We start from the raw sequence: 25,787 nt of genomic DNA on the forward strand, positions 1-25,787 counted from the left end.
AAGGACCCGCCACATGACGATCGGTCTCGATGACGGCACGATGGCCGTCGCGGCAGGGACGGTGATCGACGTGGCCGCCGAGCGCGCCCGCACCGCCGGCACCGCGGGACGCCACTACTTCAACGCGGCCGGCGCGGGCCTGGTCAGCGACGGCGTCCTGGAGGCGGTGGTCACCCACCTGCGCCGGGAACAGCGGGTGGGTGGGTACGAAGCCGCCAACCAGGTCACCGAGCAGGTCGCTGACGTCTACGCCGCGGCTGCCGCCCTGCTCCGGTCCGAGGCCGACGAGATCGCGCTGTTCGACAGTGCGACCAGCGGCCTGCGCGGCGTCTTCGACGCGCTGCGGCTCGGAGCGGGGGACACCGTCGTCGCTCCCCGTTCGAGCTACGTCAGCCAGGCACTCCGGCTGCTCGCCATGCGACGCCACGACGACGTACGACTCGTCGTCGTGCCGAGCGACCCCACCGGCGCGATGGACCTCGACGCCCTCGACGACGCCGTCTCCGGCGCCACCGGGCGGGTCGTCGTGAGCGCGGTGCACGTGCCGACCTCATCGGGTCTCGTCGAGCCGATCACGGCGATCAGCGCGATCGCCCGACGCCACGGCGCCCTGACGGTCGTCGACGCCACCCAGTCCGTCGGCCAGATCGACGTCGACGTGCGGGCCGTCGACTGCGACGCCCTCGTCACCACCGGTCGGAAGTTCCTGCGCGGACCGCGCGGCACCGGCCTCGCCTACCTGCGCCGCGGGGTGCTCGACGGCGTCGGCGCGTGGGCCCCGGATGTCCGCGGAGCCGTCTGGACCGGCGAAGATGAGTGGACGATGGACGGCACCGCGCGACAGCTCGAGACGTGGGAGTGCTCCGTCGCCGCGCGGCTCGGCCTCGGGGTGGCCCTGCGCGAGGCGCTCGAGCGCGGTCCGGCGGCGACCGAGACGCACCTGGTCGGCCTCGGTGCCCGCCTGCGCACCGCGCTCGCCGCCATGGACGGCGTCACCGTGGCGGACCCGCCCGCATCGCCGTCCGCGATCGTCACGTTCACGGTCGAGGGGGTCGCCGGCAAGGAGGTATCGGCCCGGCTCCGCCAGCGCAGCATCGACTCGATCTCGGTCCCCGCGAGCCACGCGCAGTGGGACCTCGGTGCCCGTGGCCTGCCGAGCGTCGTCCGGGTCTCGCCGCACGTCTACAACGACGACGAGGACGTCCGGGTCCTGCTCGACGGCGTCGCGGACGTCGTCGCCGAGGTCCGCGCGTGACGGCCGTGCACGACGTCGTCGTCCTCGGACTCGGCATCCACGGTTCCGCGACCACGTACGAGCTCGCGCGCCGCGGCCTGGACGTCGTCGCGGTCGAGCGCTTCGCCCCGGGGCACGAGCGCGGCTCGTCGCACGGGGCCACCCGGATGATCCGCCGCGCCTACCCGCACCCGGTCTGGAACGACCTCGTCGACCGTGCCTACCGTGGGTGGGACCGCTGGGGGACCGCGGCCGGCGCGCACTTCCTGCACCGGACGGGCGGACTGTACGCGCACCGGGGCGAGCCGACGATGCAGGGCGGGGCGAGCCTCCCGGCCGACCGCGCAGCCTGGCCGACGCTCGCGCCCTCGTTGCGTCCGCCCGAGACGTACGGCGCGGTCCACGACCCCGACGCCGGTGTGCTCGAGGCCGCGCGTGCGCTCGGGTTCGCGCAGTCCGCCGCCGCGGCGGCCGGCGCCGACCTGCGGTACGGCGAGACCGTGCTCGACTGGCAGGGCGACGACGGCGTCGTCACCGTCCGGACCGACGCCGGCAGCATCCGCGCCCGTCGGCTCGTCCTGGCCGGAGGCGCCTGGGCGTCGCAGCTGGTGCCCGAGGCCGCCGCGTTCTTCGAGGTCTGGCGCATCGTCACCCTCACCGCCCCGACCGGGCAGGTCGTGGCGCAGCCGCCGGCACTCGGCTGCTTCTCGGTCGACCTGCCGGAGGGACTCGTCTTCGGCCTGCCCGAGGCCGCGGGATCCGGCGCGAAGATCGGGATCGACGCCGGCCCGGTGTGGGACCCCGACGTGCCCGTCGCCCCGCCGAACGACGCCGAGGTCGCGTACCTGGCCGAGCTCCTCGAACGGTTCGTGCCCGGCATCGTCACCACCGGCGGTGAGGCCGTCGCGTGCCTGTACACGATGACGCCGGACAAGCGGTTCGTCGTCGGCGCCCTGCCGGACCAGCCGGAGGTGCTCGTCGCCGCGGCCTGCTCCGGCCACGGCTTCAAGTTCGGGCCGGCGATCGGCGAGGCCGTCGCCGACCTGGTGCAGGGCATCGACCGCCCCGACCTCGACTTCCTGAGCCCCGCACGGATGGTGACCACCGCATGACCGCCACAGCAGCACCGCCCACCCGCCGGGTCGCCGTCGCCGCTCCGCACCCCGCCGCCCTGGACGCCGCAGCCGAGGCCGTGGCGGCTGGCGGGGACGCGATCGACGCCGCCCTCGCAGCAGCCACAGCACTGACCGTCGTCTACCCGCACCAGTGCAGCATCGGCGGGGACCTCGTCGCCCTCGTCCGGCGCCCCGGTCACCCCGTCGTCGCCGTGGTGTCCGCGGGTGCCGCACCCGCCGGCATCGACGCCGCCGCGCTCGCGCAGCAGGAACGGATGCCGCGGCAGGGCGCGCAGACCGTCACCGTCCCCGGCGTGGTCGCCGGGTGGCAGGCGATCGCCGCGCTCGGCGGCCGGCTCGGGCTCGGCGACCCGCTGACCCGCGCGGCACGACTCGCGGCCGACGGGATCCCCGTCTCCGCCGGCCTCGCCCGCGCGATCGCCGTCCGGACCGACGAGCTCCACGCCGACCCCGGGATGCGCGGGGTCTTCACGGACGGCACCGGGGCGCTGCTCGCCGAGGGGGGTCCGCTCGTGCAACCGGCGCTCGCCGAGACCCTGACCGAGCTGGCCGCCGACCCGGCCGCGATGTACCGGGGCCGGATCGCCGCCTCGATCACGGCTCGTCTGCGGGCGCTCGGCGGTGCACACACCGAGGCTGACTTCGCCGTCCACCAGGCCGAGCTGGTGGAGCCCTGTGGCACGACGATCGGCGGTGCCCGCTGGTGGGTCGCGCCGCCACCCACGCAGGGCGTCGTGCTGCTCGGGATCCTGCCGGAGGCGCTCGCCGACGCCACCCCGGACCTCGTCGACGCAGTGCACCGCGCCGCGCTGGTCCGCCAGGCGGAGCTCGGCGACCCCCGCGGCGGCGCGATCGACGTGGCCGCGATGCTCGACCCGCGCGACACCGGTCGGGTCGGCGAGCTGCCCCGGGCCGGTCGCGCCCTCGGCGACACCGTCGCGGTGACCGCGGCGGGCACCGACGGGACCGTCGTCACGCTCATCCAGAGCGTCTACCAGCTCTTCGGCTCCGGGATCCTCGACCCGGGGACGGGAGTGGTGCTGCACAACCGCGGCTCCGCGTTCAGCACCGACCCCGCGCACCCCGCCCACGTCGGACCGGGTCTGCGGCCGCCGCACACCCTGTTGCCGGTGATCGCCGAGACGGAGGACCTGGTGCTCGGCCTCGGCTGCCAGGGCGGCAGCGCCCAGCCGTGGATCCTCGCGCAGCTCGCCCGCGACCTGATCGCCGCGGACAGCGACCCCGACGAGGTCCTCGGCCGACCGCGGTTCGTGATCGGCGCCCGTGACCTCGGGCACGAGGTGATGACGCTCGTCGCCGAGCCCGGCTCCGAGGGCGCGATCGCCGCGGCCGAGGACCTCGGGCTGCCGGTGGCCCGCACCACCGGACCCGTCGACGAGGCCGGTCACGTGCAGGCGGTCCGGCTGCACGCCGACGGGCACCTCGACGCCGCGAGCGACCCCCGGGCGGACGGCCGCGCCGTCGTCCTCGACGCCCACTGACCGCACGATCCACCCGAGAAGGAAGCCCATGAGCAGCACCCACGTCCTCGATCCGCTGACCTCCGCCGAGATCGCCTCCTTCGTCGCCGCCGTCCGGTCCTCCGGGCGCATCGGTGCCCGGCCGCGCTTCTGGGGGATCGCGCTCGACGAGGAGAAGGCCAGGGGCACGACCGCCGGCGGTGCCCGGCCGGTGCGGCTCGTCGTGATGGACCCGGACGCCCACGCCGCGTGGGAGGTGCGCGGCTGGACCGCCGGCCCGGACTCACCCGCGATCGTCGAGCTGTGGACCGACGTGGACCACCGCCGCCCCGGCGTCTCGAGCGACGAGGCGCGGCTCATCGCGCAGGCCGCGCGGAAGTCACCGCTCATCATCGAGGCGCTCGCGAAGCGCGGCATCACCGACACCTCGCTCGTCTGGGTCGACCCGGAGTCGATCACCGGCTTCGTGCCCGAGGACCTCGCCGACCGCCGCCTGAGCTGGGGCACGGTCTGGTACCGCGAGTTCCCCGAGGACAACGGCTACGCCCGACCGGTCGCCGGACTCGTCCCGATCCTCGACCTGGACACCCTCGAGGTGATCCGGATCGAGGACCACGGCGTCATCCCGATGGCGAGCGAGACCGGCGTGTACACGTCCGGTACCTGGGGTCCTGACCGCGAGGTCTCCGCGCTCGACATCGTGCAGCCGAACGGCCCCGGATTCGAGATCGACGGGCACGAGGTCCGCTGGCAGAACTGGACGTTCCGCGTCGGGTTCTCGCACCGTGAGGGCCTGGTACTGCACGACTTGGCCTACCGCGACGGCGACGTCGTGCGCCCGGTGCTGCACCGCGCCGCGGTCAACGAGATGTACGTGCCGTACCTGGACAGCGACCCGACCGCGTACCGCAAGAACTTCTTCGACTGGGGCGAGTACGGCGCCGGCCCCCTGACCGCGAGCCTCGAGCTCGGCTGCGACTGCCTGGGGGAGATCCGGTACTTCGACGTCGACTACCTGGACGGCCACGGCGAACCGCAGACCATCGTGAACGGCATCTGCCTGCACGAAGAGGACGACTCGATCCTCTGGAAGCACGTCAACACCCGGACCGGCAGCGCCGAGGTCCGTCGCAGCCGCCGACTCGTGATCTCCAGCTTCGCGACCGTGGCGAACTACGACTACGGCTTCTACTGGTCGCTGTACCAGGACGGCTCCGTCGAACTCGAGGTCAAGCTCACCGGTCTGATGTCGGTTTCCGGCATCGCCGACGGCGAGACCCCGCGGTACGGCCGCATGGTGGCGCCGAACGTGCAGGCCCCCACCCACCAGCACTACTTCGCCGTCCGGCTCGACACCGCCGTCGACGGGCCGCTGAACCGGCTGGTCGAGGTGCACGCCGAGCCCGAGCCCGACGAGGCCCTGAACCCGTACGGCAACGCCTGCATCGCGGTCGAGACACCGATCGCGTCCGAGGCCGACGGCGCCCGGATGACCGACCCCGCCCGCGCGCTGCACTGGCGCATCGAGAGCGAGTCCGAGCAGAACCGGTACGGCGAGAGCACCGCGTACCGCCTGGCGGTGCAGAACACCGCGCAGCTGCACGTCCGCCCCGGCAGCATCGTCGAGCGCAAGGCACCCTTCGTCGCCAAGCACCTGTGGGCGAGCGCCTTCGATCCCGAGGAGCGCTTCATCGCCGGCGAGTACCCGAACCAGGGCGAGCTCGGCGACGACGGGGTGCACGTCTGGCAGCGGGCGGACCGGTCCCTCGAGAACGAGCGGCTCGTGCTGTGGCCGGTCCTCGGCGTGCACCACTTCCCGCGGCCCGAGCAGTGGCCGATCATGCCCGTCGACACCATCGGTCTCCGGCTCGAGCCGGACGGCTTCTTCGACCGGAACCCCTCGCTCGACGTCCCCCCGTCCGTGACCGACCACTGCGCACCGGGCGCCGGCCACGACCACGCGGCGCACGACCACGACACCCACGCCGCGCACGACGGGCACGTCCACGCCGAGCAGCAGCACGACCACGAGGGCGGCCGCTGATGACCCACGCCGCCGACCACGCCGCCGACCACGCGACCGAGCACACCCCCGAGCACCTCGCCGACTGGTCGGCCGTCCGCCTGGCCGACGCCGTCGCGAACCGCGAGGTGTCGGCGGTGGAGGTGATGGGCGCCCACCTGGACCGGATCGAGGAACGCAACCCGCGCCTCCAGGCCGTCGTCTCCCAGCAACCGGACTCGGTCTCGCTCGCCGCGGCAGAGGCAGCCGACCGCCGCACCGCCGCGGCCCGCACCGCCGGCGAGCCGCTGCCGCCCCTGCACGGCCTGCCCACCGCGGTGAAGGACCTGATGGACGTCGCCGGGCTGCCGACCACGAACGGGTCGGCAGCGTTCGCCGACGCGCGCCCCGCCGAGCACGACAGCGTCCTGGCGACGCTGCTGCGCGACGCCGGTGCGATCATCATCGGCAAGACGAACACCCCGGAGATGGGTCAGGGCGTCCTGACCTTCAACCCGGTGTTCGGCACGACCGTCAACCCGTGGGACACCTCGCGGCACGCGGGCGGCTCCAGCGGCGGTGCCGCGGCGGCCCTGGCCGGGCGGATGCTGCCGATCGCCGACGGCTCCGACAGCGGCGGGAGCCTGCGCTACCCGGCGGCGTTCTGCAACGTGGTCGGCGTCCGGCCCAGCCCCGGTCGCGTGCCGAGCGGCCGGACCGGCAACGCCTGGACACCGCACGGCGTCACCGGACCGATGGCACGCGACTCCGCCGACGCCGCACGCTTCATGGCGGCGCTCGCCGTCGAGAAGTCCGTCTGGCCGATGTCCGCCATGACGCAGCACCCGGTCCGCCCGGTCGAGCTCGCCGGCCTGCGCGTCGCGTGGAGCGACGACGCCGGCGGCCTGCCGATCGACCCGGCCGTGCGTGCCGTGCACCGGGCGTTCGCCGAGCAGCTCGCCGGCCTCGGTGCGGTCGTCGAGGCGGACGAGCCCGACTTCGCGGGTGCCGACGAGGCGTGGGAGACCATCGAGACGTTCGAGTTCTTCCTGGGCGGCCGGCACGCCGTCGACGCCGGCGCCACCGGATTCCGCCCGGACTACGTCCGCAACGTCGAGCAGGGGCGTGCCACCACGGCAGCGCAGCTCGCCGACGCGTACGAGCGCCGCACCCGGATGTACCGGGACACCGCAGCCGTGCTCGAGCGGCACGACGTGCTCGTGCTGCCGGCGACGCCGGTCGTCGCACCGCCGGCCGAGGTCGAGTGGGTCGACGAGGTCGACGGTCACCACTTCGACCGCTACTTCACGTGGCAGATGCTCGCGAACCGGCTCACGCTCACGGCACACCCGGTCGTGGTGACCTCGGCCGGGTTCACGCCGGAGGGGTTGCCGGTCGGCGTCCAGGTCGTCGGGCGGTACGGGCACGAGGCGCAGCTGCTCGCGGTGACGCGGGCGATCGAGGAGGCCACCGGCTGGATCCGACGGGCGCCGGTGCTGTAGACGGCTGAAGCTGTCGGGTCGGTGGGCCGGTCGGCCTGGAGGCGCGGGTCGGGTTCGCGAGACGCCGTCGTGTTGGCGAGACGCCTCCATGTGCACGAGACGCCGCCGAATTCGGCTGCGTCTCGTCGTGCAAGCGGCGTCTCGCGATGACGCCGGCGTCTTGCGACCCAGGCCAGCCGGGTCAGCCGGTGAAGACGGTGGACGAGCGGCGCTCGTACCAGTGCGCGAGGTGCTCGCCGGCGCGCAGGACGTGGTCGCGCATGAGCTCGGCGGCACGCTCGCGGTCCCCGGCGACGAACGCCTCGAGGAGCTCCTCGTGCTCCCGGAAGTTCTCCTCGCGGTGCCGGGAGTTCTCGCGGAGCACCAGCGCCGAGACGTTGCGCGGGAAGGCGTCGTTGATCTCGACGAGCATCCGGGTCAAGCGGGTGTTGCCCGAGGTCTGGTAGATCAGCCCGTGGAACTGGTCGTTGTCACTGCCCTCGCGCTGCTTCGGCTGCTCGCCCTCGGCCGCGGCCTGGGAACGCTCGTACATCGCCTGGTTCACCGAGCGGAGCTGGGCGATGGTGGCGTCGTCGAGCCGCTCGACGGCGCGGCGGGCGGCCAGCGACTCGAGTTCGGCGCGGACCTCGTAGGCCTCGCGGACCTCCCACGGGACCGGCACCCGCACCACGGCACCGCGGTTGGGCACGACCTCGATGAGCCCGCCGGTCTGCAGCTGTCGGAGTGCTTCGCGGACCGGGGTGCGGCTGATGCCGAACTGCGCGGCGAGGTCGGCCTGGCGGAGCGGTGCGCCGATCGGGATCTCGCCGGACATGATCTTCGCGCGGATCCGGGCGGCGAGGTCGTCGACGAGTGCGTTGCCGTCGCTGGTGGTCACGTCGTGGTCTCCCTCGGTACGTCGTCACAGCGAACCCCCGCTGCGGATCCAATCCTGACAGACGTTGTATCCCGTTGCCGTATCCGACCCGCGCATGATTGGATCCAATCATGCTCTTCCTGCTGATCGTGATGCTGGCCGCGTCCCTCGTTGCCCTGGTGCTCGGGGTCGCGGGTGGGCGCCGGGTCGGGCCGGTGGCGCTCGTCGCCGAGGTGGTGATGCTCGTCGCGATGCTCGACGTCCACGTTCCGGCGCTCGGGGTGGTGCCCGCACCGTTCTGGGCGCTGCTGTTGGGCGGGTGTGCGATGGGCACGGCCGTGGTGGACCGGCTCCGGCGTCACACGCGCCCCGGTGGTGACCACCTGCACGCCCTCGGGATGTTGCTCGGCGCGGTGTTCGTGCTGTTCGGGGGCGGTCATGCCGGTGCCGGCACGGGGCACTCCCACAGCGCGGTGCTGCTGCCGGTCGGGGTGGCGGTCGCGGTGCACGCCGGCGTTGTGCTGTCGACGGTCGTCGGTGGTCGGCTGCCGAAGTGGGAGTCCCTGCGACGGGCGGCCTCGCTGGCGAGCGTGCTCGCCATGGGCGCGATGGTCGTCGTGCACTGAGCCGGCATCGCCCTCGCGACGCGAGTGGTGTCCGCGGAGGCGCGTCTCGCCGGGCGCCTGCTGCGTGGCGGGGGTGCGCCGCGCCTCCAGGCCGGGTGTCACGCAACCCAGCGCTACCAAATTGGATCCAATTCTGGCAGTATCGGATCACATGTGGGGGAGCACCGCCCACGAGCCGCCGACGAGGAGACGCCCACGATGATCATCGACGCCTACAACACCACGCAGGACCGGCGCGGCCGCAGTGACTACCTGAGCGGCGTGCGCCCCGGCGAGCAGCCGCCCGCGTACACGCCGTTCGACGCGAACCGGATCCTGGACCGCATGGACGCCGCCGGGGTCGACCGGGCGATGGTCTGCTCGCTCGCGCAGGGGATCGAGAACGACTTCCTGATGGACCTGGTCGCGGCACACCCGGACCGGTTGTTCGGCTTCGGCCAGGTCATGCCGCAGTGGGAGAACGCGACCGACGAGATCCGCCGTTTCGCCGAGGGCGGACTGGTCGGGCTGAAGCTGCACCCCAGCCTGCACGGGTACCACGTTGCGGACCACGGTCTGCTCGACCCGCTGTTCGAGGTCTGCGCGGAACTCGGCCTGCCGGTGCTCATCAACGCGCTCGACGACGCGTTCTGCGCGCCGTTCGCCATCGAGGAGATCGCGAAGAACTTCCCGACGGTGCCGACGATCATCGCCCACATGGGCGCGGTGTGGAACGTGCCGGAGGCGATCATCGTCGCCGAGCGGAACCCGCACGTGTACCTCGAGACCTCCGCCACCCTGATGTCCGACGTCAAGCGGGCGTACGCGCGCCTCGGTGCGGAGAAGATCCTGCTCGGGTCGGAGTGGCCGGGCAGCGACTTCGACCTCGAGCGGATGAAGATCGCGAAGGCGATCCCGGACGAGGGCGACCGCGCCCTGGTCGAGGGCGGCAACATGGCTCGCATCCTGGGCTGGTCGTGAGCGACGGCGGTTCGCACCCGTCCGACCGGCCGGTGCTCGACGGTTCGCCGTCCGGCATGGACGCCGGGGACCGGGAGCTGCTCCTGGCGGCAACGGACGTACTCGACCGGCGGTACCGCACGGGCGTGCACGAGGTCGCCGCGGCGCTCCGGCTCGCGGACGGCAGTGTCGTCACCGGACTGCACGTCGAGGCGTCTGCCGGCCGGGCGTCCGTCTGTGCTGAGTCCGCGGCCCTGAGTGCGGCCGTCATCTCCGGGTCGCCCGTGGTGTCCGTTGTGGGAGTGCTCCGGCGTCCCGGCGGGACCATGCACCTGATCGAGCCGTGCGGCGTGTGCGCCGAGCTGCTCGGTGACCACGCCCCGCACGCGCGGGTGTGGGTCGCGGTCGCGGACGGCTTCAGCGCCGTGGGTGTCGCGGACCTGCTGCCGTTCCGGCGACGGCGGAGTGCACGGGCTGCGTCCGGTCCGGCGGTGCCGTCCGGTGCGGCGGTGCCGTCCGGTGCGGCGACACCTGAGGTTTAACGCCACCGAAACACCCCCGACCCGTGCGGTGTCGGATCCCGTCACAGAATGACGGCGACGGCGCGCACCGGTCCCCACTCGAGTGCACGCTCCGTCATGGAAGGAACCACCGCATGCTCGCCGTCTCCGGCAATCCGGTCCTGATCGTCGTCGACATCCAGGGCGGAGCCGCCTCGACGATGCCGACGCCCGGCATCCCCGTGATGACCGGGCGAGCGGACCGTGCTCCCCGCGTCCGCGACCTCATCGAGCACTGCCGCGCGTCGGGCGTACCGGTCGTCTTCATCCAGGAGGTGCACAAGCCGGATCTCGTCGACATCGGTCGCGAGCTGGACGGCGCCGAGGGGCCGCACTGCATCGAGGGCGAGGAGCAGACCGAGCTCGCCTCGTGGATCGACCCGCGGCCCGAGGAGTTCGTCATCCGGAAGCGCCGCTACTCGGCGTTCTTCGGCACCGAGCTCGAGATCGTGCTCAAGGCGTACAAGGCCGGCACCGTCCTGCTCGTCGGCGGACTCACGGACGTCTGCATCCACTACACGGCGGCCGATGCCCACCAGCACGACTACGCCGTCCGGGTCCTCACCGACTGCGTCGCCGGCTCCAGCGAACGAGCGCACGACGCGGCGCTCGAGGCCATCGGGTACCTGCAGCGGGATGCCCTGGTGACCGCGGCGGACGTGCGCACCTGGCTCGACGAGCGGGAGCCCGCGGGTGTCTGAGGCCGTGGCCCCCCGGATCGTCGTGGGGCGCGTCCGCACGATGGACCCGGAGGTGCCGACCGCCGAGGCGTTGCTCGTCGTCGGGGACCGGATCGTCGCCGTCGGGTCGCTCGACGAGGTCCGGGCCGCCGGTCCGGAGGGCACGATCGAGGAGCGCGTCGCCGGCACCGTCCTGCCGGGGTTCATCGACGCGCACGCCCATGCGCAGCGCGCCGGCCTGAAGGCGTTGCAGCTCGTGGACGCCGACGCGGACGCCCGGACCTTCTCCGCGGCGATGCTCGCCGACGGCGACGCCGACCCGGACGCCCCGGACTGGATCGGTGACGCACCGCCGACGCTCGACGACCGGCTCGCCGCGATCCGCCGCATCCAGCCCCTGCTGCACGCGATGGGGTTCACCGGCGTCGTCGACCCGGCCGTCACGCTGCCCGAGCTCGAGGGGTACCGCGAAGCGCACCGGCAGGGGCTCCTGACCCTGCGCGTGGTCGCGATGCCGTACCCCGAGCTGGGCACCCCCGCGGTCCCCGACGTCGACGCGGCCCTGGCGGTGCTCGACTCGATCGACGGCGTGACCGGCGACGGTGACGACCAGCTCCGGCTCGGCCCGATCAAGGTCTACTACGACGGCGAGGGCATGAAGGGGCAGGCACTGCTCGAACGCGCCTGGACCGGCGACGACCACGGGGTGCAGCGGATCTCGGCGGCGGACTTCGCGCGCCTGGCGTCATCGTGCGTGGCTGCGGGGTGGGGGCTCGGCGTCCACGCGGTCGGCAGCCGTGCGGTCGCCGAGGTGCTCGACGGCCTCGAGGCGGCGGAACGGGACACCGGTCGATCGGTCGCCGGGCTCCGCTGCCAGCTCATCCACGCGTACCTCGAACCGAGCGGCGCGAGCGCGGACCGTGCGGCACGCCTCGGCGTCGTCGCCTCGCTGCAGCCCTCGATCGCGTGGAAGAACGCCGTCGGCCTACAGCGTCGCCTCGGCAGCCGTTTCGACGAGGTCAACCCGATGCGGACCTGGGTCGACGCCGGCGTCACGGTCGCCATGGGCTCGGACGCGCCGTACTTCCCCTTCGATCCGCGCGAGGTGGTCCCCGTCGCCGCGGCCCGTCGGATGCGCGGTCTCGACGAGCCGATCGGCGCGGCGCAGGCGCTCTCGGTGTTCGAAGCAGTCGAGGCCTACACGCTCGGCGCCGCGCACGCCTGCTTCGCCGAGGGTCGGCGCGGGGTGCTGCGGGTCGGTGCGCTGGCGGACTGGGTGCTGCTGGACGTGGACCCGGCTGCGTGCACGGTCGACGAGTTCGCCGCGGCACGTGTCCTGCGCACCGAGGTCGGTGGCGAGACCGTCTTCCGCGTCGGCGTGCAACCTCGGCAGATGTAATCCACTCGAAACACAGTTGGATGCGGATTGTCTTACATTGGATCCAAGTTGGACCCGGCTCTGGGACTGACTCCCTGGCATCACCCCGAATCCCAATGGAGGACAGCACCATGGTGAGGAAGCGCATCCTCGTCGGCGTCGCGTTGGCGACCGCCGTCGGACTCTCCCTGAGCGCGTGCACCGCGTCCGGCTCCGCCGACGGTGGCGGTAGCACGTCGACCACCGACACGATCAACGCGGAGCTCTGGTACGCCCCGGCGACCTTCGACCCCGCGAAGGCGTCGGCCAGCTCGGACGTCGAGGTCGCACGACTCGGCTTCGACACCCTGCTCCGGCAGGGCGAGGGTGACGACGGCGGCTACATCGGCGGTCTCGCGACGAAGTGGGACGCCGAGTCGGCGTCGAAGTACGAGTTCACGATCCGCGACGGTGCGACGTGCTCGGACGGCACCGAGATCACACCGACGGTCGTCGAGAAGTCCTTCCAGTACCTGGTCGGGCTCGACGACTCGGGCGCGCAGACCTGGAAGAACCAGGCCTTCGGCTCCGGTGACCCGAAGTTCACCGCCGACGACTCCGCGGGGACCCTCACGATCTCGCTCAGTGAGCCATACTCGCAGCTGCTCGGCGGCCTGACCCGACCCGGTACCGGCATCATCTGCCCGGCCGGTCTCGCCGACACGAAGGGCCTCGCTGCAGGGACCGTCGACGGCGCCTGGTCCGGCCCGTACACCCTCGCGAAGTCGTCGGCCGGCAAGAGCGTCTCGTACGCGCTGCGGTCCGACTACGACGCGTGGCCGGAGTGGAAGACCGTCACCGGTGAGCCGGCGAAGACCATCAACCTGACCGTGCAGGGCGACTCGAACACGAGCGCCAACCTGCTGCAGTCCGGCGGTGTCGACGTCGCACGCTTCTACGACTCGAACGCCGAGCGCTTCAGCGGCGACGACTACTCCACCGTGAAGTTCGCCAGCTCGGCCTACAACCTCGTGTTCAACGAGGCCGAGGGTTCCGGTTCGGTGTTCGCCGGCGACCAGCCGCTCCGCACCGCGGTCGCCCAGGCCATCGACACGAAGGGGTTCAACAACGCCGGTCTCGACGGACTCGGAGTCAAGCAGACCACCGTCAACGCCGCCAGCTACCGGTGCGCGGTCGACGGCACGTCGGTCGTGCAGTCCTACGACGCGAAGGCCGCGGCGAAGGAGCTCAAGGGCAAGACCATCCGCCTGCTCATCATGTCGAACTGGGACCCTGCTGCTGACTTCCTGGCGGAGTCGCTGCGGAGCGCCGGCGCGACGGTGAAGGTCTCGGCGCCGGACCCCGCCGACTGGACCAAGCAGATGCGCACCGAGCCCGAGACCTGGGACGTCGCCGTCGCAGCCGAGGACGCACAGACAGGTCTGATCAACACCTCGATCGCGCGCTACCTCGGTCCGACGTACTCCGAGGGCGGCACGAACGTGTCCTCGAGCGACAACCCCGAGGGGCTGGCGGCCTACCAGGCGGCGATGGCCACGTCGGACGCCGACCAGCAGTGCGAGGACTTCGCCACCGCGCAGAAGTCGATCCTCGAGCGGGTCGACATGACCCCGCTCATCACGGACACGCACCGGTACGTCGCCCGCAAGGGCTTCGAGACCCATGTGTTCTCGGGCTACTGGGACGTCTCCGCGATGCGGATCGTCTCCTGATCGCCTGATCGAACAAGCAACAAGCACCAAGCAACAAGCACCAAGCAACAAGCACCAAGCAACGAGCACCACCCCAGCCCGGACCGGAGCACCAGGAGGACCCGCGATGAGCACCACCACCGTCGACCATCCCCCCGTGCCCGGTCCGGGCACCCCCGGCAGCCCCGGGCCCCTGGACGCCGCCGCACCCCGGGCGGCCGGCCTCGGTGGCGCCTGGCGCCGCTTCCTGCTGCGCCGCGCCGTCGGCCTCGTCATCAACCTGGCGCTGCTCGTCCTCGTGACCTTCCTGATCGTGCAGCTCATCCCCGGCGACCCCGCGACTGCCATCGCCGGTGACACCGCGACCCTCGCCCAGGTCGAGCTCGTCCGTCACCAGCTCGGTCTGGACCAGCCGATCCCCGTCCAGCTCTGGCACTACGTGGCCGGGGTCGTGCAGGGCGACTTCGGGGACTCGTACAAGTACCGGGCTCCGGCGATGGACATCGTCATGACGGCGGTCCCGTACACGCTGACCATCACGATCGCGGCGGTCCTGCTGCTGCTCGTCCTCGGGCTCGCACTCGGCATGACGGTCGGGGTCCTCACCCGGGGCGACCGGCACCGGTGGCTCGACGTCTCGTTCTCGGCGGTCACCGGCCTGATCTCCTCGATCCCGACCTACGTGCTCGCCACCGGGTTCGTGGTCGTCTTCGCGGTCCTGTTGCACGTCCTGCCGCCCGCGTACTCACCGGCCTACGACTTCGGCGCAGCGGCGGTCCTGCCGATCGCCTCGCTCACCGTCGGCGGTACCTGTTCGGTCGCCCGCATCGTCCGCCGCGAGACCGCCGTCATCCTCGAGCAGGACTACATGCGCACCGCCCGCGGGTGGCGGCTGCCGGCGCTGTCGATCTACGCGAAGCACATGCTGCCGAACCTGCTCACCACCGCGCTGACGCTGTCCGGGATCATCCTGACGGCGCTGCTCGGATCGGCGCTCATCACCGAGGCCGTCTTCGCCTGGCCCGGCCTCGGCGGTGTGATCGTGCAGGCGATCGCGGTGGACAAGGACTACCCCGTGATCCGCGCCGCGGTCTTCGTGATCGGGCTCATCTCGCTCGTGATCACCCTGGTCATCGACATCATCCTGGGTCTCATCGACCCGCGCACCCTCGGGGAGAAGCGTGGCTGACACCATCACCGCCGTCCGGGCCGCCACCACGAATCCGGCATCGCGTCCCCGCACCTTCGCCTGGAACGGCGGACTGATCGTCGGGCTCGCGATGTTCGGCCTGATCCTCGTCGTGGCGATCGTCGCCCCGTTCGTGTTCGGCGCGCAGGCCACGGGCATCGGCGGCACCGCCGGACTCGGCTCCACCGCGGCACACCCGCTCGGCACCGACACCCTCGGTCGCGACATGCTCGCGCGTACCCTGGTCGCCACCCGGGCCACGGTCCTGATGGCCCTCGCCGCGACGGCACTGTCCGCGGTGGTCGGCATCGCCCTCGGCATCGGCGTCTGGCTCGCGCCCCGGCGGGTGCGCGAGCTCGGGCTGCGCGGGATCGAGTTCGCGGTCAGCTACCCCACCATGCTGGTCGCGATCATCGTCGCCGCGATCCTCGGACAGGGCATGGTGCAGGTCGTCGTCGCCATCGCGGTCGCGAACATCGCCGGGTTCGCCCGTCTGACCGCGAACCTGGCGGCCAAGATCTCCACCAGCGAGTACGTCACCACCGCACGGCTGATGGGCGTCCCCGCACACCGCGTGGCCCTGCGGCACGTCCTGCCGAACATGGCCGAGCCGACGCTCATCCTGATCGCGGGCGCCTTCTCGGGCGCCCTCGTCGAGATCTCCGGCCTGTCGTTCATCGGGCTCGGCGCCCAGACCCCCGCGTTCGACTGGGGCACCCTGCTCAACGACGGCCTCGACCGCATCGTCGTGAACCCGATCGTCATCGTCGGCCCGGCGGTCGCGCTCACCTTCGCATCGCTCGCCGCCCTGCTGGTCGGCGACGGGCTGGCCGCGGCCGCGAACCCGCGTTCGAACAGCACGCGGTCCCGGACCACCCGCGCGACCGGGGTCTCGACGCTCACGGTCGAGGACGACGCGGTGCTCGTCGCGGACGGCATCTCGGTGCAGCACGCGGCGAGCGGACGCCCGCTGGTGCAGGACGTCTCGTTCACCATCCGGCGGGGCGAGGTCCTCGGGATCGTCGGGGAGTCCGGGTCCGGCAAGTCCCTGACGGCCTCGCTGGTCGCGAAGCTCCTGGGCGAGGGGCTCGAGGGGTCCGCGCGACGGCTCGAACTCGGGGGCGTCGACCTGCTCGGACGTGTGCCGGACCGGGTCCTGGCATCCCGGGTCGGCCTCGTCTACCAGGACCCGGGCACCGCGCTGAACCCCGCCATGGTGCTCGGGACGCAGCTGTCCGACGTGCTCCGCATGCGCCTCCGCCACAGCCGACGCGACGCGATGCGCCTGCTGACGCAGGGTTTCCGTGCCGTGATGCTCACCGACCCCGAGGGCCGCCTGCGGCAGTACCCGCACCAGCTCTCCGGTGGTATGAAGCAGCGCGCGATGATCGCCTCGGCGATGAGCACGAAGCCCGACCTGCTCATCGCGGACGAGCCGACCACCGCCCTCGACGTCACCGTCCAGCGCGAGGTCCTGACCGTGCTGAAGCGGATGAACGAGGACTCCGGCACCGCCGTGCTGTTCATCTCACACGACCTCGGCGTCGTCCGTGCCCTGTGCGACCGGGTCCTCGTGATGCGGAACGGCGAGATCGTCGAGCGCATCGACGACGTCGCCGGCCTGTCACCGGACACCGTCGAGCACCCGTACACGAAGCAGCTCCTGGCGGCCACACCGGTCGTGACGGTGCCCACCGAGTCCACGCGCACCGAGCAGGCGGAGGCCCACGCATGACCGACACCACGGCGACGCGCGAACGCCGCGCAACCGACACCGACACCGACACCGCCCCGATGATCGACGTCCGATCCCTCGACGTCGCGTTCGGCTCGACGACGGTGCTGCACGGCGTCGACCTCTCCCTGGCCCGGGGTCGCACGGTCGGCGTCGTCGGGGAGTCGGGCTCGGGCAAGTCGACGCTCGCCAAGGTCCTGGTCGGCACCGTGAAGCCCGCCTCGGGCAGCGCGACCGTGGACGGCGTCGACCTGGCAACGGCCGACCGCGCCGCCCTGCGCACCTACCGACGCCGGATCCAGATGATCCCGCAGGACCCGTACTCGTCGCTCTCACCCCGGCGCACCGTCGCGCAGACCCTGGCCGAGGCGATCGACCCGGTCCGTCCCCGCGTGTCCACCCACGAGGACCGCATCGGCGGCTGGCTCGAACGCGTCGGGCTGTCGCGGGACATGATGCACCGCTACCCCCACGAGTTCTCCGGCGGCCAGCGGCAGCGCATCGCCATCGCGCGCGGGCTGGTCATCGACCCCCACCTGGTGATCGCCGACGAGATCACCTCAGCCCTGGACGTCTCGGTGCAGGCGCAGATCCTCGAGCTGCTCGCGGACATCAAGGAGTCCCTCGGGCTCACGATGATGTTCATCTCGCACAACCTGGCGGTCGTCCAGCGCGTGAGCGACGAGGTCGTGGTGCTCTACCAGGGCGAGGTCGTCGAGTCCGGACCGGTCGAGCAGATCTACGCCGACCCCCGGCACTGGTACACGCGTCGCCTGCTCGACGCGGACCCCGGTTCCGCACGCTTCAGCCTGGCCGGCTGACCGATCCAGGAAGGCCCGCCGTGGCGGAACGACTCCCAACGACCCCGCACGCCGACGGCATGCTCCGACTGGTCGGCGCGACCCTGGTGGACGGGACCGGGGCTCCACCGCGCGCCGACGCCGAGGTCGAGCTGTGTGACGGCGACATCACCTACGTCGGTCCGCGACGTACCCCGGTCGCGGACGTCACGACCCTCGACCTGACCGGCCGGTGGTTGCTGCCCGGCTTCGTCGACGCGCACGTGCACCTCAGCATGGTGCCGACGACGCCCGAGGAGCAGCGCGCACGGTTCCCGGAAGAGGACGTGCTCGAGGTCGCGCAGGTGCTCCGCGCCACCCTGCACGCCGGCGTCACGACCGCGCGTGACCTGGACGGGCTGACACCCGGCTACCGCAACGCGATCGCCCGCGGCACCGTGATCGGCCCGCGTCTGCACCTGGCGATCGCCATGCTCTCGCCGACGGGTGGGCACGCCGACCCGGTCCGGCCGAACGGGTCGTTGCCCGCCTGGGCCGTGCGCCCCGGCATGCCGGCGCCGGGCGTCGTCGACACCGACGAGGACGTCGTCCGGATGGTCCGCGCCCTGCTGCGCACCGGCGCCGACGCGATCAAGGTCTCCACGTCCGGCGGGGTCGGCTCGCCGACCGACGACCCGGACGACGTCGGCATCACCGAGGAGCAGGTCCGGCTCGTCGTCCGCCTGGTCGGCGAACGCGGCGGTCGCCCGGTGACGGCACACGCACTGACCGACGCCGCGGCACGCGCCGCAGTGCTCGGCGGAGCGTCCAGCGTCGAGCACGGCTACGACCTGCGCGACGAGACCATCGCGCTGATGGTCGAGCGCGGGACGGTGCTGGTCCCGACCCTGAGCACGCTCCTGCGCGAACTCGATCCCGCCACCGCGTCGGCGGAGCGCCTGGAGCAGCGCGCAGCACTGCACGCCCGTGGCCTCGACAGCGTGCGCCGTGCCGTCGCCGCCGGTGTCCCCCTGGCGCTCGGAACCGACGCGGGCGTGCACCCGCACGGCCGGAACCTCGCTGAGCTCGCCCGGTTCGTGCAGGTCGGCCTGTCACCGCTCGACGCGGTCGCGGCCGGCACCCTGCAGGGTGCTCGCCTGCTCGGCCTGGAGGCCCGGCTCGGCTCCGTCGAGCTCGGCAAGGTCGGCGACCTGGTCGTCTCGAGCGTCGACCCACTCGTCGACGTCGCCGCGCTCGCCGACGCCGCCAGCGTGCGCGCGGTCCTGCAGTCGGGGCGTGTGGTCAAGGACCTGGACGGACTGGTGACCACGGCCTCCTGACCGTGGTCACCACCCGCGCGGGGCGGGGCTGTTCAGTGGGGTCGTTCAGCGCAGCGCGGCGGCGGCACGTTCGATGACTGCCACGACCCGTTCCGGGGCGGCGTGCGCCACGGCGTGACTCGTGTCGACCTCGTCGACCGCCGCCCCCGTGCGCGCGACGAAGTCGCGCTGGATCTCGGGCAGCAGGTGCGCGTCACGTGTCGCGAGCAGGTACCAGCTCGGACGGGTCCTCCACGCGGGCTCCCCGGTGGGCTGCTGGAAGGCGGCGTCCGCCGTGGGACGGTGCTCCTCGCCACGGGATGCGAGCACGACGTCCTCGGGGACGTCCCAGGCGAGCGCTCGCCGCGCCTCGTCGTCGTCCCGGGTGATCCACTCGCCGTCCGGGCCGCGGTCCGAGTACTGCGAGACGAGGGCTGGCTCGCGGGCGCTGACGATCCCGGTCACGGACTCACCCTCGTCCGGCGCGAACGCCGCGACGTAGACGAGTCCGACGACACGCTCGTGGGTCCCAGCGTTCGTGATGACGGCGCCGCCGTAGGAGTGGCCGACGAGCAGGACCGGGCCGTCGATGTCGTCGACCAGGGCGCGGACCGAGGCCTCGTCGTCCCGGAGCGAAGTCATCGCGTTGTCGGCGAGCGTGACCGCGAAGCCGCGGTCACGCAGGAGCGGTGCGACCGACGACCACGTGGACGGCGAACCGCCGGCGCCGTGGACCAGCACCACGTGGACGTCGTCGGCGGCGGCCGTACCGGGGGCGGTCACGCGCCGACCGCGACGCTCAGGGGGAGCAGGACGGTCGGAGCCGGCGCTGCCTCGCGTCCCGCGAAGGGGACCGGCTGGCAGACCATCAGGTAGTCGCCGGGCTCGACCTCGGACAGGTCGGCGTTCTCGAGGATCACCACGCCGGCACCGCAGAGGGCGACGTGCGTCGGCCACGCCTCGGTGTGCGCGGGGGCCTCCATCGTCATGTAGTCGATACCGGCGAAGCGGACCCCGCGCTCGACGAGCCACTGTGCGCCGCCCGGTCCGAGACCGACCCACGTCTCCGACCGTTCGTTCCGGGTCAGCGCATCGGTCGAGTTCCGGGTGCGGAACAGCACGCGCTCCGCGCCCGCGGCGCCTGCGGTCTCGAGGTCGTCAGCGGAGATCTCCTCGTCGACGTGCCGGAGGTCGAGGACCCGGACGGGGCCGACCACGCTCTCGAGCGCGATCTCGTCGACCGTCGTCGCGCCGGGGACGAAGTGCGACGGAGCGTCGACGTGGGTGCCGGTGTGGGCACCGATCAGCCAGCGGGACACGTCCGACGGGTACCCGTTCGCGATCTCCTCGACCATCTCGAAGGTGGGGCGTCGGCCCCAGTGCAGCATGTCGGTGTGGATCGGGATGTTGATGTCGATCGCGTCGGTCATGGCTTCCTCCGGGAGCTGCGGCACAATGGATTCGGATTGGTACAGATTGTATCCAATTGGTCCGGAGGTGCAAGCATGGAGCATGTCGTCGACGGCACGGTCGCAGGTGGGCCCGGGCTCGCGGGACGTCCGCGGAGGCTCGTCCCCCTCGTGCTCGGCTGGGAGCCGATCCCGGAGTCGATCTCACTGCGCGGCGGCGATCCGTCGCGGTTCCTGCTCGAACCGGTGACCGCCGTCGTGGTCGTGTTCGACCACGGCTGGGTGCTCGTCGACGGTGGGTTCAACCTCGATCGCGTGCGCGACCCCGAAGCCCGTGCCGCGCACTACGAGTACGAGAGCTACACCGCGGTCGTCCCACCGGGCGACGCGCTCGCGGGCGGCGTCGCGGCCGCCGGGCTCGCGTGGGAGGACCTGGCGCTCTGCGCGCTGTCGCACGTGCACCTCGACCACACCGGAGGGCTCCGCCTGGTGCCCGCGGGGACACCCGTCACGATGCAACGGCGCGAGTGGGACTGGCTCCGCAGCGGCATCGGCCGGCGGGAGACGGTCGTCGTCGACGACGTGCTCGGCGCCGACGTGCGCGTGCTGCTGCTCGACGGGGACACCGAGCTCGCCCCCGGCCTGACCGCTCTCGACACCCGCGGACACACCCCCGGGCACCAGTCGTTCCGCGTCGACCTGCCGGACCGGACCGTGGTGCTCGCGTGCGACGCGGCCGACCTCGAACGGAACCTGACCGAGCGGACGCCGTGCGGGTGGGTGGGGGTCAGCGGGGACGAAGCCGACGCGCAGCGCTCGATCGATCGGCTGGCGGACCTGGCCGACGAGCCCGGCACCGAGGTCTGGCCCGGTCACGACCCGGAGTGGGGGCCCTGGCGGCGCTGACGCGACTCAGCGGCGGGGATCACTCGATGTCGACGTCCCGCTTGCCCCGGCGGACGATGAGCGGGTCGGGCTTGCCGATCACGTCGGCGGCCTTGTCCGGGTAGTCGAACTGCGTCAGGAAGTACCGCATCGCGTTGAGTCGTGCCCGCTTCTTGTCGTTCGACCGCACGATCGTCCACGGCGCGTACCGCTTGCTCGTCCGGGTGAACATCGCCGTCTTCGCCTCGGTGTAGTCCTCCCACCGGTCGAGCGACAGCAGGTCGATGTCGGACAGCTTCCACCGCCGCACCGGGTCGAGCTGCCGCATCGCGAACCGGGTCCGCTGCTCGCGCCGGGTCACCGAGAACCAGAACTTCGTCAGGTGGATGCCGGAGTCGACGAGCATCCGCTCGAACTGCGGCACCTGGGTCATGAACGACTCGTACTCGTCGTCGCTGCAGAAGCCCATCACCCGTTCGACGCCGGCGCGGTTGTACCAGGAGCGGTCGAACAGGACCATCTCGCCGGCGGCCGGCAGGTGCTGCACGTACCGCTGGAAGTACCACTCGCCGCGCTCGCGCTCGGTCGGCTTGCTCAGCGCGACGACCCGCGAGGTCCGGGGGTTGAGGTGCTCCGTGAACCGCTTGATCGTGCCGCCCTTGCCCGCGGCGTCCCGCCCCTCGAAGAGCACGACGACCTTCTGCCCGGTGTCCTCGAGCCAGTACTGGCACTTCAGCAGCTCGATCTGCAGCAGGTACTTCTGGTACTCGTACTCGTCTCGTGGCAGTCGCTCCGAGTACGGGTAGTCGTCCTGCCAGGTCAGCACCGGGTTGCCGTGCGGGTCGATCAGGTCCGGGTCGGCCGTCTGGCCGCCCGCGACGCTGTACCCCTCGGTCCGCAGCTGTTCGATGTACTCCCGCAACGGCTGCGAGTACGGTGCTGTGTCCACGGTGTCCTCCTCTGCGGGCCGACCGGCTGTCGGCCCCAGGCCATCCTGGCCCGGCCACCCGCACGACCGCCCGACGCGGTCACCCTGGACGCGACCCGTGACGGCCTGGAGGCGCGGTGCGGGCCCGCCCCGCGCCTCCCGACCGCACGTGCTCTGTCTCAGGCCATGATGGTGACCATGACGGACCAGGCCGAGATGATCCACCCCGAGATCGCACCGAGCGGAGACGGGTGCGTCGAGTGCGACGCGACCGGTTCCTGGTGGGTGCACCTGCGCCGCTGCGCGGCGTGCGGCCACGTCGGCTGCTGCGACGACTCGCTCAACACGCACGCGACACGGCACTGGGAGGAGACCGGGCACGCGGTCATCCAGAGCTACGAGCCCGGCGAGACCTGGGCGTGGGACTACCGCGACGACACCCGGTCCGAGGGGCTCGAGCTCGCAGCACCCACCAGCCACCCCGTGACGCAGTCAGTCCCCGGGCCGGCGGATCGCCTTCCCGGGGACTGGTTGGAACTGCTCGGCGGATCACGCTGATCCGCCGCGGTCGTCAGGTCAGACGGCCGCGGTCGCCTCGTCGCGGTGCGGGAGCTTCCAGCCCGGACGCACGAAGTGGCAGGTGTAACCGTGCGGGTTCTTCTCGAGGTAGTCCTGGTGCTCGTCCTCGGCCTCCCAGAACGGGCCGGCCGCGGTGACCTCGGTCACGACCTTGCCGGGCCAGATGCCCGACGCGTCGACGTCCGCGATGGTGTCGAGTGCGACCTGCTTCTGCTCGTCGGTCGTGTAGAAGATCGCCGAACGGTAGCTCCGACCGATGTCGTTGCCCTGGCGGTCCTTCGTCGACGGGTCGTGGATCTGGAAGAAGAACTCCAGCAGGTCCCGGTACGAGATCTGGGACGGGTCGAAGACGATCTCGACCGACTCGGCGTGGTCGCCGTGGTTGCGGTACGTCGCGTTCGGCACGTCGCCGCCGGAGTAGCCGACGCGGGTGCTGACGATGCCGGGACGACGACGGAGGAGCTGCTGCGCTCCCCAGAAGCATCCGCCGGCGAGGATGGCGGTCTCGGTAGTGGTCATGGTGGCCTCCTGGGCTCTCGTGTCACTGGCTGCGACACCGTGTGGTGCAACCGGCAACCGGGACGATCTGTTCCCGTCGCGCGAAGGTGTCGCGGAGTGGGCCGTCAGCTCGCGGTGTCCTCGAGCGCGTCGAGCGCGGCCACGTCCTCGGCGGCGAGCACGAAGTCGACGTCGGCGTTCGCGGCGATGCGCGACGGGGTCGTGGACTTCGGCAGCGGCAGGACGTCCTTCTCGAGCAGGTAGCGGATCGCGACCTGGGCGACGGTCTTGTCGTACTTCGCTGCGATCTCGGCGATGTGCTCGTTCTCGAGCAGGCCGCCGGTGGCGAGCGGCGAGTAGCCCTCGGTCAGGATGTCGTGCTCGCGGTCGAAGGCGGTCGTCTCGTCCTGGGTGTTGCCGATGAACCAGCGGATCTGGTTGGCGTGCGGGACGACGTCCGTGCGGCCGAGCAGGTCCTCGAGGTCGGCGACGGCGAAGTTCGAGACACCGATGCTCTTGGTGCGGCCGGCGTCGTAGAGCTCCTCGAAGACCTTCCAGACCTCGACGTTGCCGTCGCGGTGGTCGGAGCCCATGTCGCTCCAGGGCCACGGCGCGTGGATCAGGTACAGGTCGACGTGCCCGAGGTCGAGGTTGCGGCTCGACTCCTCGAAAGCGTCGCGGGCGCCGGCCGCGGTCTTGATCTCGGCCGGCAGCTTCGTGGTGATGAAGAGTTCGTCACGGGGGATGCCGCTGTCACGGACGGCCTCGCCGACGCTCGCCTCGTTGCCGTAGGCCAGGGCGGTGTCGATGTGGCGGTACCCGAGGTCGAGGGCCGTCTTCGTGGCGTCGTACGCGTCGGAGCCGGACGGGATCTGCCAGGTGCCGAAGCCGATCTTCGGGATGTGCAGACCGTTGGACAGGGTGAACGTGTCGATGAGTGCGGGCATGCAGCGGACAGTACGCCGCGACCGCACAGCGTTCCAAGGGGCTCCCGGGTTGCATGGCGGCCACCTCGAACGGACGGAAGGACGCCCCCATGCCCCTGAACCCCAGCGTGCACGACCGGAAGACCGGCGTCACCCCGCCCGGCGAGGCCGGCGGCTTCGAGCTCGCCCTGCTCGACCGCGGTGCCGACGCACTGCAGACCTCGGCGCCGCTGCGGGGCTTCGACGTCTACGTCGTCGGGTTCCACTGCGTCAAGGGTGAGCCCGACGTGCAGATGGAGGCGCACCACTTCTGCAAGGTGGTGAACGCCGAGATGCTGCAGTGCGTGCTCTTCGACGGCAACACCAGGGACGCGAACCTGATCGGCATCGAGTACATCGTGTCCGAGCGGCTGTTCGAGTCCCTGCCCGAGGACGAGCGGGCGTCCTGGCACCCGCACAACCACGAGGTCTTCTCCGGCGAACTCGTCGCTCCCGGCCTGCCGATCGCGGTGGAGACCGAGCTGATGGCTCACCTGGTGAACTCGTACGGCAAGACCTGGCACACCTGGCACAGCACCCCGATGGGTGGTCACCCGGCACAGGACCTGCCCATCGGCGACCCGATGCTGATGTGGTCGTTCAACCGCGAGGGCGAGGTCGACAGCGCCCTGCAGCAGGACCGGAACCGGGCGATGCACACCGACCCCGAGCCGCGCAAGGAATCGCGGGCGAAGTACCTGGACCAAGCCCACCCGCAGCACGGCGTCGGCACGATGCGCGACGCCTTCACCGGGACGACCCCGACCCCCGGCGTCGTCGACGCGGACGACGGACGCCCCTGACGACGACCACGGGGGACACGGACCCTGTGTCGACGTGCACGGCCGCTGCCTACCGTCCAGACGACACCACGACGAGAGGAAACACCATGGCAAGTGGCGTCGCAGCAGTCTGGGTCCCGGTCAGCGACATGGAGCGCGCCGTCGCGTTCTACCGCGACACGCTCGGTCTCACCGTCAAGGACCAGTCGGACGACTGGAGCGAGATCGATGCCGGCGGCCTGATGATCGGCCTGAACGGGCGAGAGTCCGCGAGTCAGGCGACCGACGGGGGTGCCGTCGTGTCGTTCCAGCCGGACGGCAGCATCGAGGACGAGGTCGCCGCGCTGAAGAGCCGAGGCGCGGACATCCAGGGCGAGATCAGCGAGCACCCGTGGGGCAAGATCATGCCCTTCAAGGACAGCGAGGGCAACGACCTGCAGCTCTACTCGCCGCCGCAGGGCTGACGGCGGCCGGGTGCTGACGCACCCCGTGCGGACGGGAGGCCCGTGGCGGTGTCGCCACGGGCCTCCCGTCCGCTGTGTGGCCGGGCGCTGTGTCGCTAGGTGTACTGCCCAGGGACGTTGGTTGAGCTGCGACGACTCGCTGTAGTCGTTGGGATGTGAGAAGGACCTCC

25 protein-coding genes are annotated in these 25,787 nt (G+C 71.9%); 19 read left to right on the plus strand and 6 right to left on the minus strand.

Annotated elements, in window-relative coordinates:
• Positions 1-13: 13 nt before the first annotated feature.
• From ITJ56_RS13330 to ITJ56_RS13350, 5 genes are read left to right on the plus strand one after another with little or no spacing between them, the layout of a single operon-like run.
• On the plus strand, positions 14-1,255 hold the full coding sequence (locus ITJ56_RS13330) for an aminotransferase class V-fold PLP-dependent enzyme (RefSeq protein WP_194631096.1): 1,242 nt from the start codon (positions 14-16) through the stop codon (positions 1,253-1,255).
• Positions 1,252-2,346: an FAD-dependent oxidoreductase gene (locus ITJ56_RS13335; RefSeq protein WP_194631097.1), complete on the plus strand. Its 1,095-nt coding sequence runs from the start codon at positions 1,252-1,254 to the stop codon at positions 2,344-2,346. The genes ITJ56_RS13330 and ITJ56_RS13335 overlap by 4 nt, the downstream gene beginning before the upstream one ends.
• Positions 2,343-3,872 carry a gamma-glutamyltransferase gene (locus ITJ56_RS13340; RefSeq protein ID WP_194631098.1) on the plus strand — a complete coding sequence of 510 codons (1,530 nt, stop codon included), beginning with the start codon at positions 2,343-2,345 and terminating at the stop codon, positions 3,870-3,872. Before ITJ56_RS13335 ends, ITJ56_RS13340 begins: the two co-directional genes overlap by 4 nt.
• A 28-nt stretch (positions 3,873-3,900) precedes the next feature.
• Positions 3,901-5,895, plus strand: coding sequence for a primary-amine oxidase (locus ITJ56_RS13345; protein WP_194631099.1), 1,995 nt, complete (start codon positions 3,901-3,903; stop codon positions 5,893-5,895).
• Complete coding sequence (locus tag ITJ56_RS13350) at positions 5,895-7,355, plus strand: amidase (RefSeq protein ID WP_194631100.1); 1,461 nt, start codon at positions 5,895-5,897, stop codon at positions 7,353-7,355. Before ITJ56_RS13345 ends, ITJ56_RS13350 begins: the two co-directional genes overlap by 1 nt.
• A gap of 181 nt (positions 7,356-7,536) precedes the next feature.
• Here the strand turns inward: ITJ56_RS13350 and ITJ56_RS13355 are convergent, their stop codons facing one another.
• Entirely contained in the window at positions 7,537-8,232 is a 696-nt protein-coding gene (locus ITJ56_RS13355; RefSeq protein ID WP_323749811.1) for a GntR family transcriptional regulator, read from the minus strand.
• 110 nt (positions 8,233-8,342) lie between these two features.
• Between ITJ56_RS13355 and ITJ56_RS13360 the strand changes: the two genes are divergently transcribed.
• From ITJ56_RS13360 to ITJ56_RS13405, 10 genes are all read left to right on the plus strand, one after another.
• Positions 8,343-8,837: a hypothetical protein gene (locus ITJ56_RS13360; RefSeq protein WP_194631101.1), complete on the plus strand. Its 495-nt coding sequence runs from the start codon at positions 8,343-8,345 to the stop codon at positions 8,835-8,837.
• A 198-nt stretch (positions 8,838-9,035) separates the two neighbouring features.
• Positions 9,036-9,797: an amidohydrolase family protein gene (locus ITJ56_RS13365; protein ID WP_194631102.1), complete on the plus strand. Its 762-nt coding sequence runs from the start codon at positions 9,036-9,038 to the stop codon at positions 9,795-9,797.
• Complete coding sequence (locus ITJ56_RS13370; protein WP_194631103.1) at positions 9,794-10,318, plus strand: cytidine deaminase; 525 nt, start codon at positions 9,794-9,796, stop codon at positions 10,316-10,318. The genes ITJ56_RS13365 and ITJ56_RS13370 overlap by 4 nt, the downstream gene beginning before the upstream one ends.
• Positions 10,319-10,431: 113 nt before the next feature.
• Complete coding sequence (locus ITJ56_RS13375; RefSeq protein ID WP_194631104.1) at positions 10,432-11,037, plus strand: cysteine hydrolase family protein; 606 nt, start codon at positions 10,432-10,434, stop codon at positions 11,035-11,037.
• Positions 11,030-12,415 (plus strand): amidohydrolase, encoded by a 1,386-nt coding sequence (locus ITJ56_RS13380; protein WP_194631105.1) that lies wholly within the window; start codon positions 11,030-11,032, stop codon positions 12,413-12,415. The genes ITJ56_RS13375 and ITJ56_RS13380 overlap by 8 nt, the downstream gene beginning before the upstream one ends.
• Before the next feature lie 110 nt (positions 12,416-12,525).
• Positions 12,526-14,106: an ABC transporter substrate-binding protein gene (locus ITJ56_RS13385; protein ID WP_194631106.1), complete on the plus strand. Its 1,581-nt coding sequence runs from the start codon at positions 12,526-12,528 to the stop codon at positions 14,104-14,106.
• A gap of 106 nt (positions 14,107-14,212) precedes the next feature.
• Positions 14,213-15,274, plus strand: a complete 1,062-nt coding sequence (locus tag ITJ56_RS13390) for an ABC transporter permease (RefSeq protein WP_194631107.1) — start codon at positions 14,213-14,215, stop codon at positions 15,272-15,274.
• Positions 15,267-17,009, plus strand: a complete 1,743-nt coding sequence (locus ITJ56_RS13395) for a dipeptide/oligopeptide/nickel ABC transporter permease/ATP-binding protein (RefSeq protein WP_323749812.1) — start codon at positions 15,267-15,269, stop codon at positions 17,007-17,009. Before ITJ56_RS13390 ends, ITJ56_RS13395 begins: the two co-directional genes overlap by 8 nt.
• Positions 17,006-17,830 carry an ABC transporter ATP-binding protein gene (locus ITJ56_RS13400; RefSeq protein WP_228517825.1) on the plus strand — a complete coding sequence of 275 codons (825 nt, stop codon included), beginning with the start codon at positions 17,006-17,008 and terminating at the stop codon, positions 17,828-17,830. The genes ITJ56_RS13395 and ITJ56_RS13400 overlap by 4 nt, the downstream gene beginning before the upstream one ends.
• A gap of 20 nt (positions 17,831-17,850) precedes the next feature.
• Positions 17,851-19,128, plus strand: coding sequence for an amidohydrolase family protein (locus tag ITJ56_RS13405; RefSeq protein WP_323749813.1), 1,278 nt, complete (start codon positions 17,851-17,853; stop codon positions 19,126-19,128).
• Positions 19,129-19,173: 45 nt separating this feature from the next.
• Here the strand turns inward: ITJ56_RS13405 and ITJ56_RS13410 are convergent, their stop codons facing one another.
• Positions 19,174-19,890 carry an alpha/beta fold hydrolase gene (locus ITJ56_RS13410; protein WP_194631108.1) on the minus strand — a complete coding sequence of 239 codons (717 nt, stop codon included), beginning with the start codon at positions 19,888-19,890 and terminating at the stop codon, positions 19,174-19,176.
• Complete coding sequence (locus ITJ56_RS13415) at positions 19,887-20,537, minus strand: cyclase family protein (RefSeq protein WP_194631109.1); 651 nt, start codon at positions 20,535-20,537, stop codon at positions 19,887-19,889. Before ITJ56_RS13415 ends, ITJ56_RS13410 begins: the two co-directional genes overlap by 4 nt.
• Positions 20,538-20,612: 75 nt before the next feature.
• Here ITJ56_RS13415 and ITJ56_RS13420 point away from each other — a divergent pair, with 75 nt between their 5' ends.
• A complete protein-coding gene (locus ITJ56_RS13420) occupies positions 20,613-21,422 on the plus strand; it encodes an N-acyl homoserine lactonase family protein (RefSeq protein ID WP_194631110.1) in 810 nt (269 codons plus the stop codon).
• Between the two features lie 19 nt (positions 21,423-21,441).
• Here the strand turns inward: ITJ56_RS13420 and ppk2 are convergent, their stop codons facing one another.
• Positions 21,442-22,350, minus strand: coding sequence for a polyphosphate kinase 2 (gene ppk2, locus ITJ56_RS13425; protein WP_194631111.1), 909 nt, complete (start codon positions 22,348-22,350; stop codon positions 21,442-21,444).
• Positions 22,351-22,527: 177 nt separating this feature from the next.
• Here ppk2 and ITJ56_RS13430 point away from each other — a divergent pair, with 177 nt between their 5' ends.
• Positions 22,528-22,887, plus strand: coding sequence for a UBP-type zinc finger domain-containing protein (locus ITJ56_RS13430; protein ID WP_194631112.1), 360 nt, complete (start codon positions 22,528-22,530; stop codon positions 22,885-22,887).
• An 18-nt stretch (positions 22,888-22,905) separates the two neighbouring features.
• Here ITJ56_RS13430 and msrA read toward each other — a convergent pair whose 3' ends face one another.
• Together msrA and ITJ56_RS13440 are read right to left on the minus strand one after the other, a co-directional pair.
• Positions 22,906-23,427: a peptide-methionine (S)-S-oxide reductase MsrA gene (gene msrA, locus ITJ56_RS13435; protein ID WP_111024046.1), complete on the minus strand. Its 522-nt coding sequence runs from the start codon at positions 23,425-23,427 to the stop codon at positions 22,906-22,908.
• Positions 23,428-23,531: 104 nt separating this feature from the next.
• Positions 23,532-24,353 carry an aldo/keto reductase gene (locus ITJ56_RS13440; RefSeq protein ID WP_194631113.1) on the minus strand — a complete coding sequence of 274 codons (822 nt, stop codon included), beginning with the start codon at positions 24,351-24,353 and terminating at the stop codon, positions 23,532-23,534.
• Between the two features lie 89 nt (positions 24,354-24,442).
• On the opposite strand from ITJ56_RS13440, the gene ITJ56_RS13445 reads away from it, so the two are divergent.
• Both ITJ56_RS13445 and ITJ56_RS13450 read left to right on the plus strand, forming a co-directional pair.
• Entirely contained in the window at positions 24,443-25,174 is a 732-nt protein-coding gene (locus ITJ56_RS13445; RefSeq protein WP_194631114.1) for an OBAP family protein, read from the plus strand.
• An 86-nt stretch (positions 25,175-25,260) separates the two neighbouring features.
• Positions 25,261-25,617: a VOC family protein gene (locus ITJ56_RS13450; protein WP_194631115.1), complete on the plus strand. Its 357-nt coding sequence runs from the start codon at positions 25,261-25,263 to the stop codon at positions 25,615-25,617.
• Positions 25,618-25,787 lie beyond the last annotated feature (170 nt).

It is taken from the genome of Curtobacterium sp. VKM Ac-1376 (genome assembly GCF_015351025.1).
Lineage (GTDB): Bacteria > Actinomycetota > Actinomycetes > Actinomycetales > Microbacteriaceae > Curtobacterium.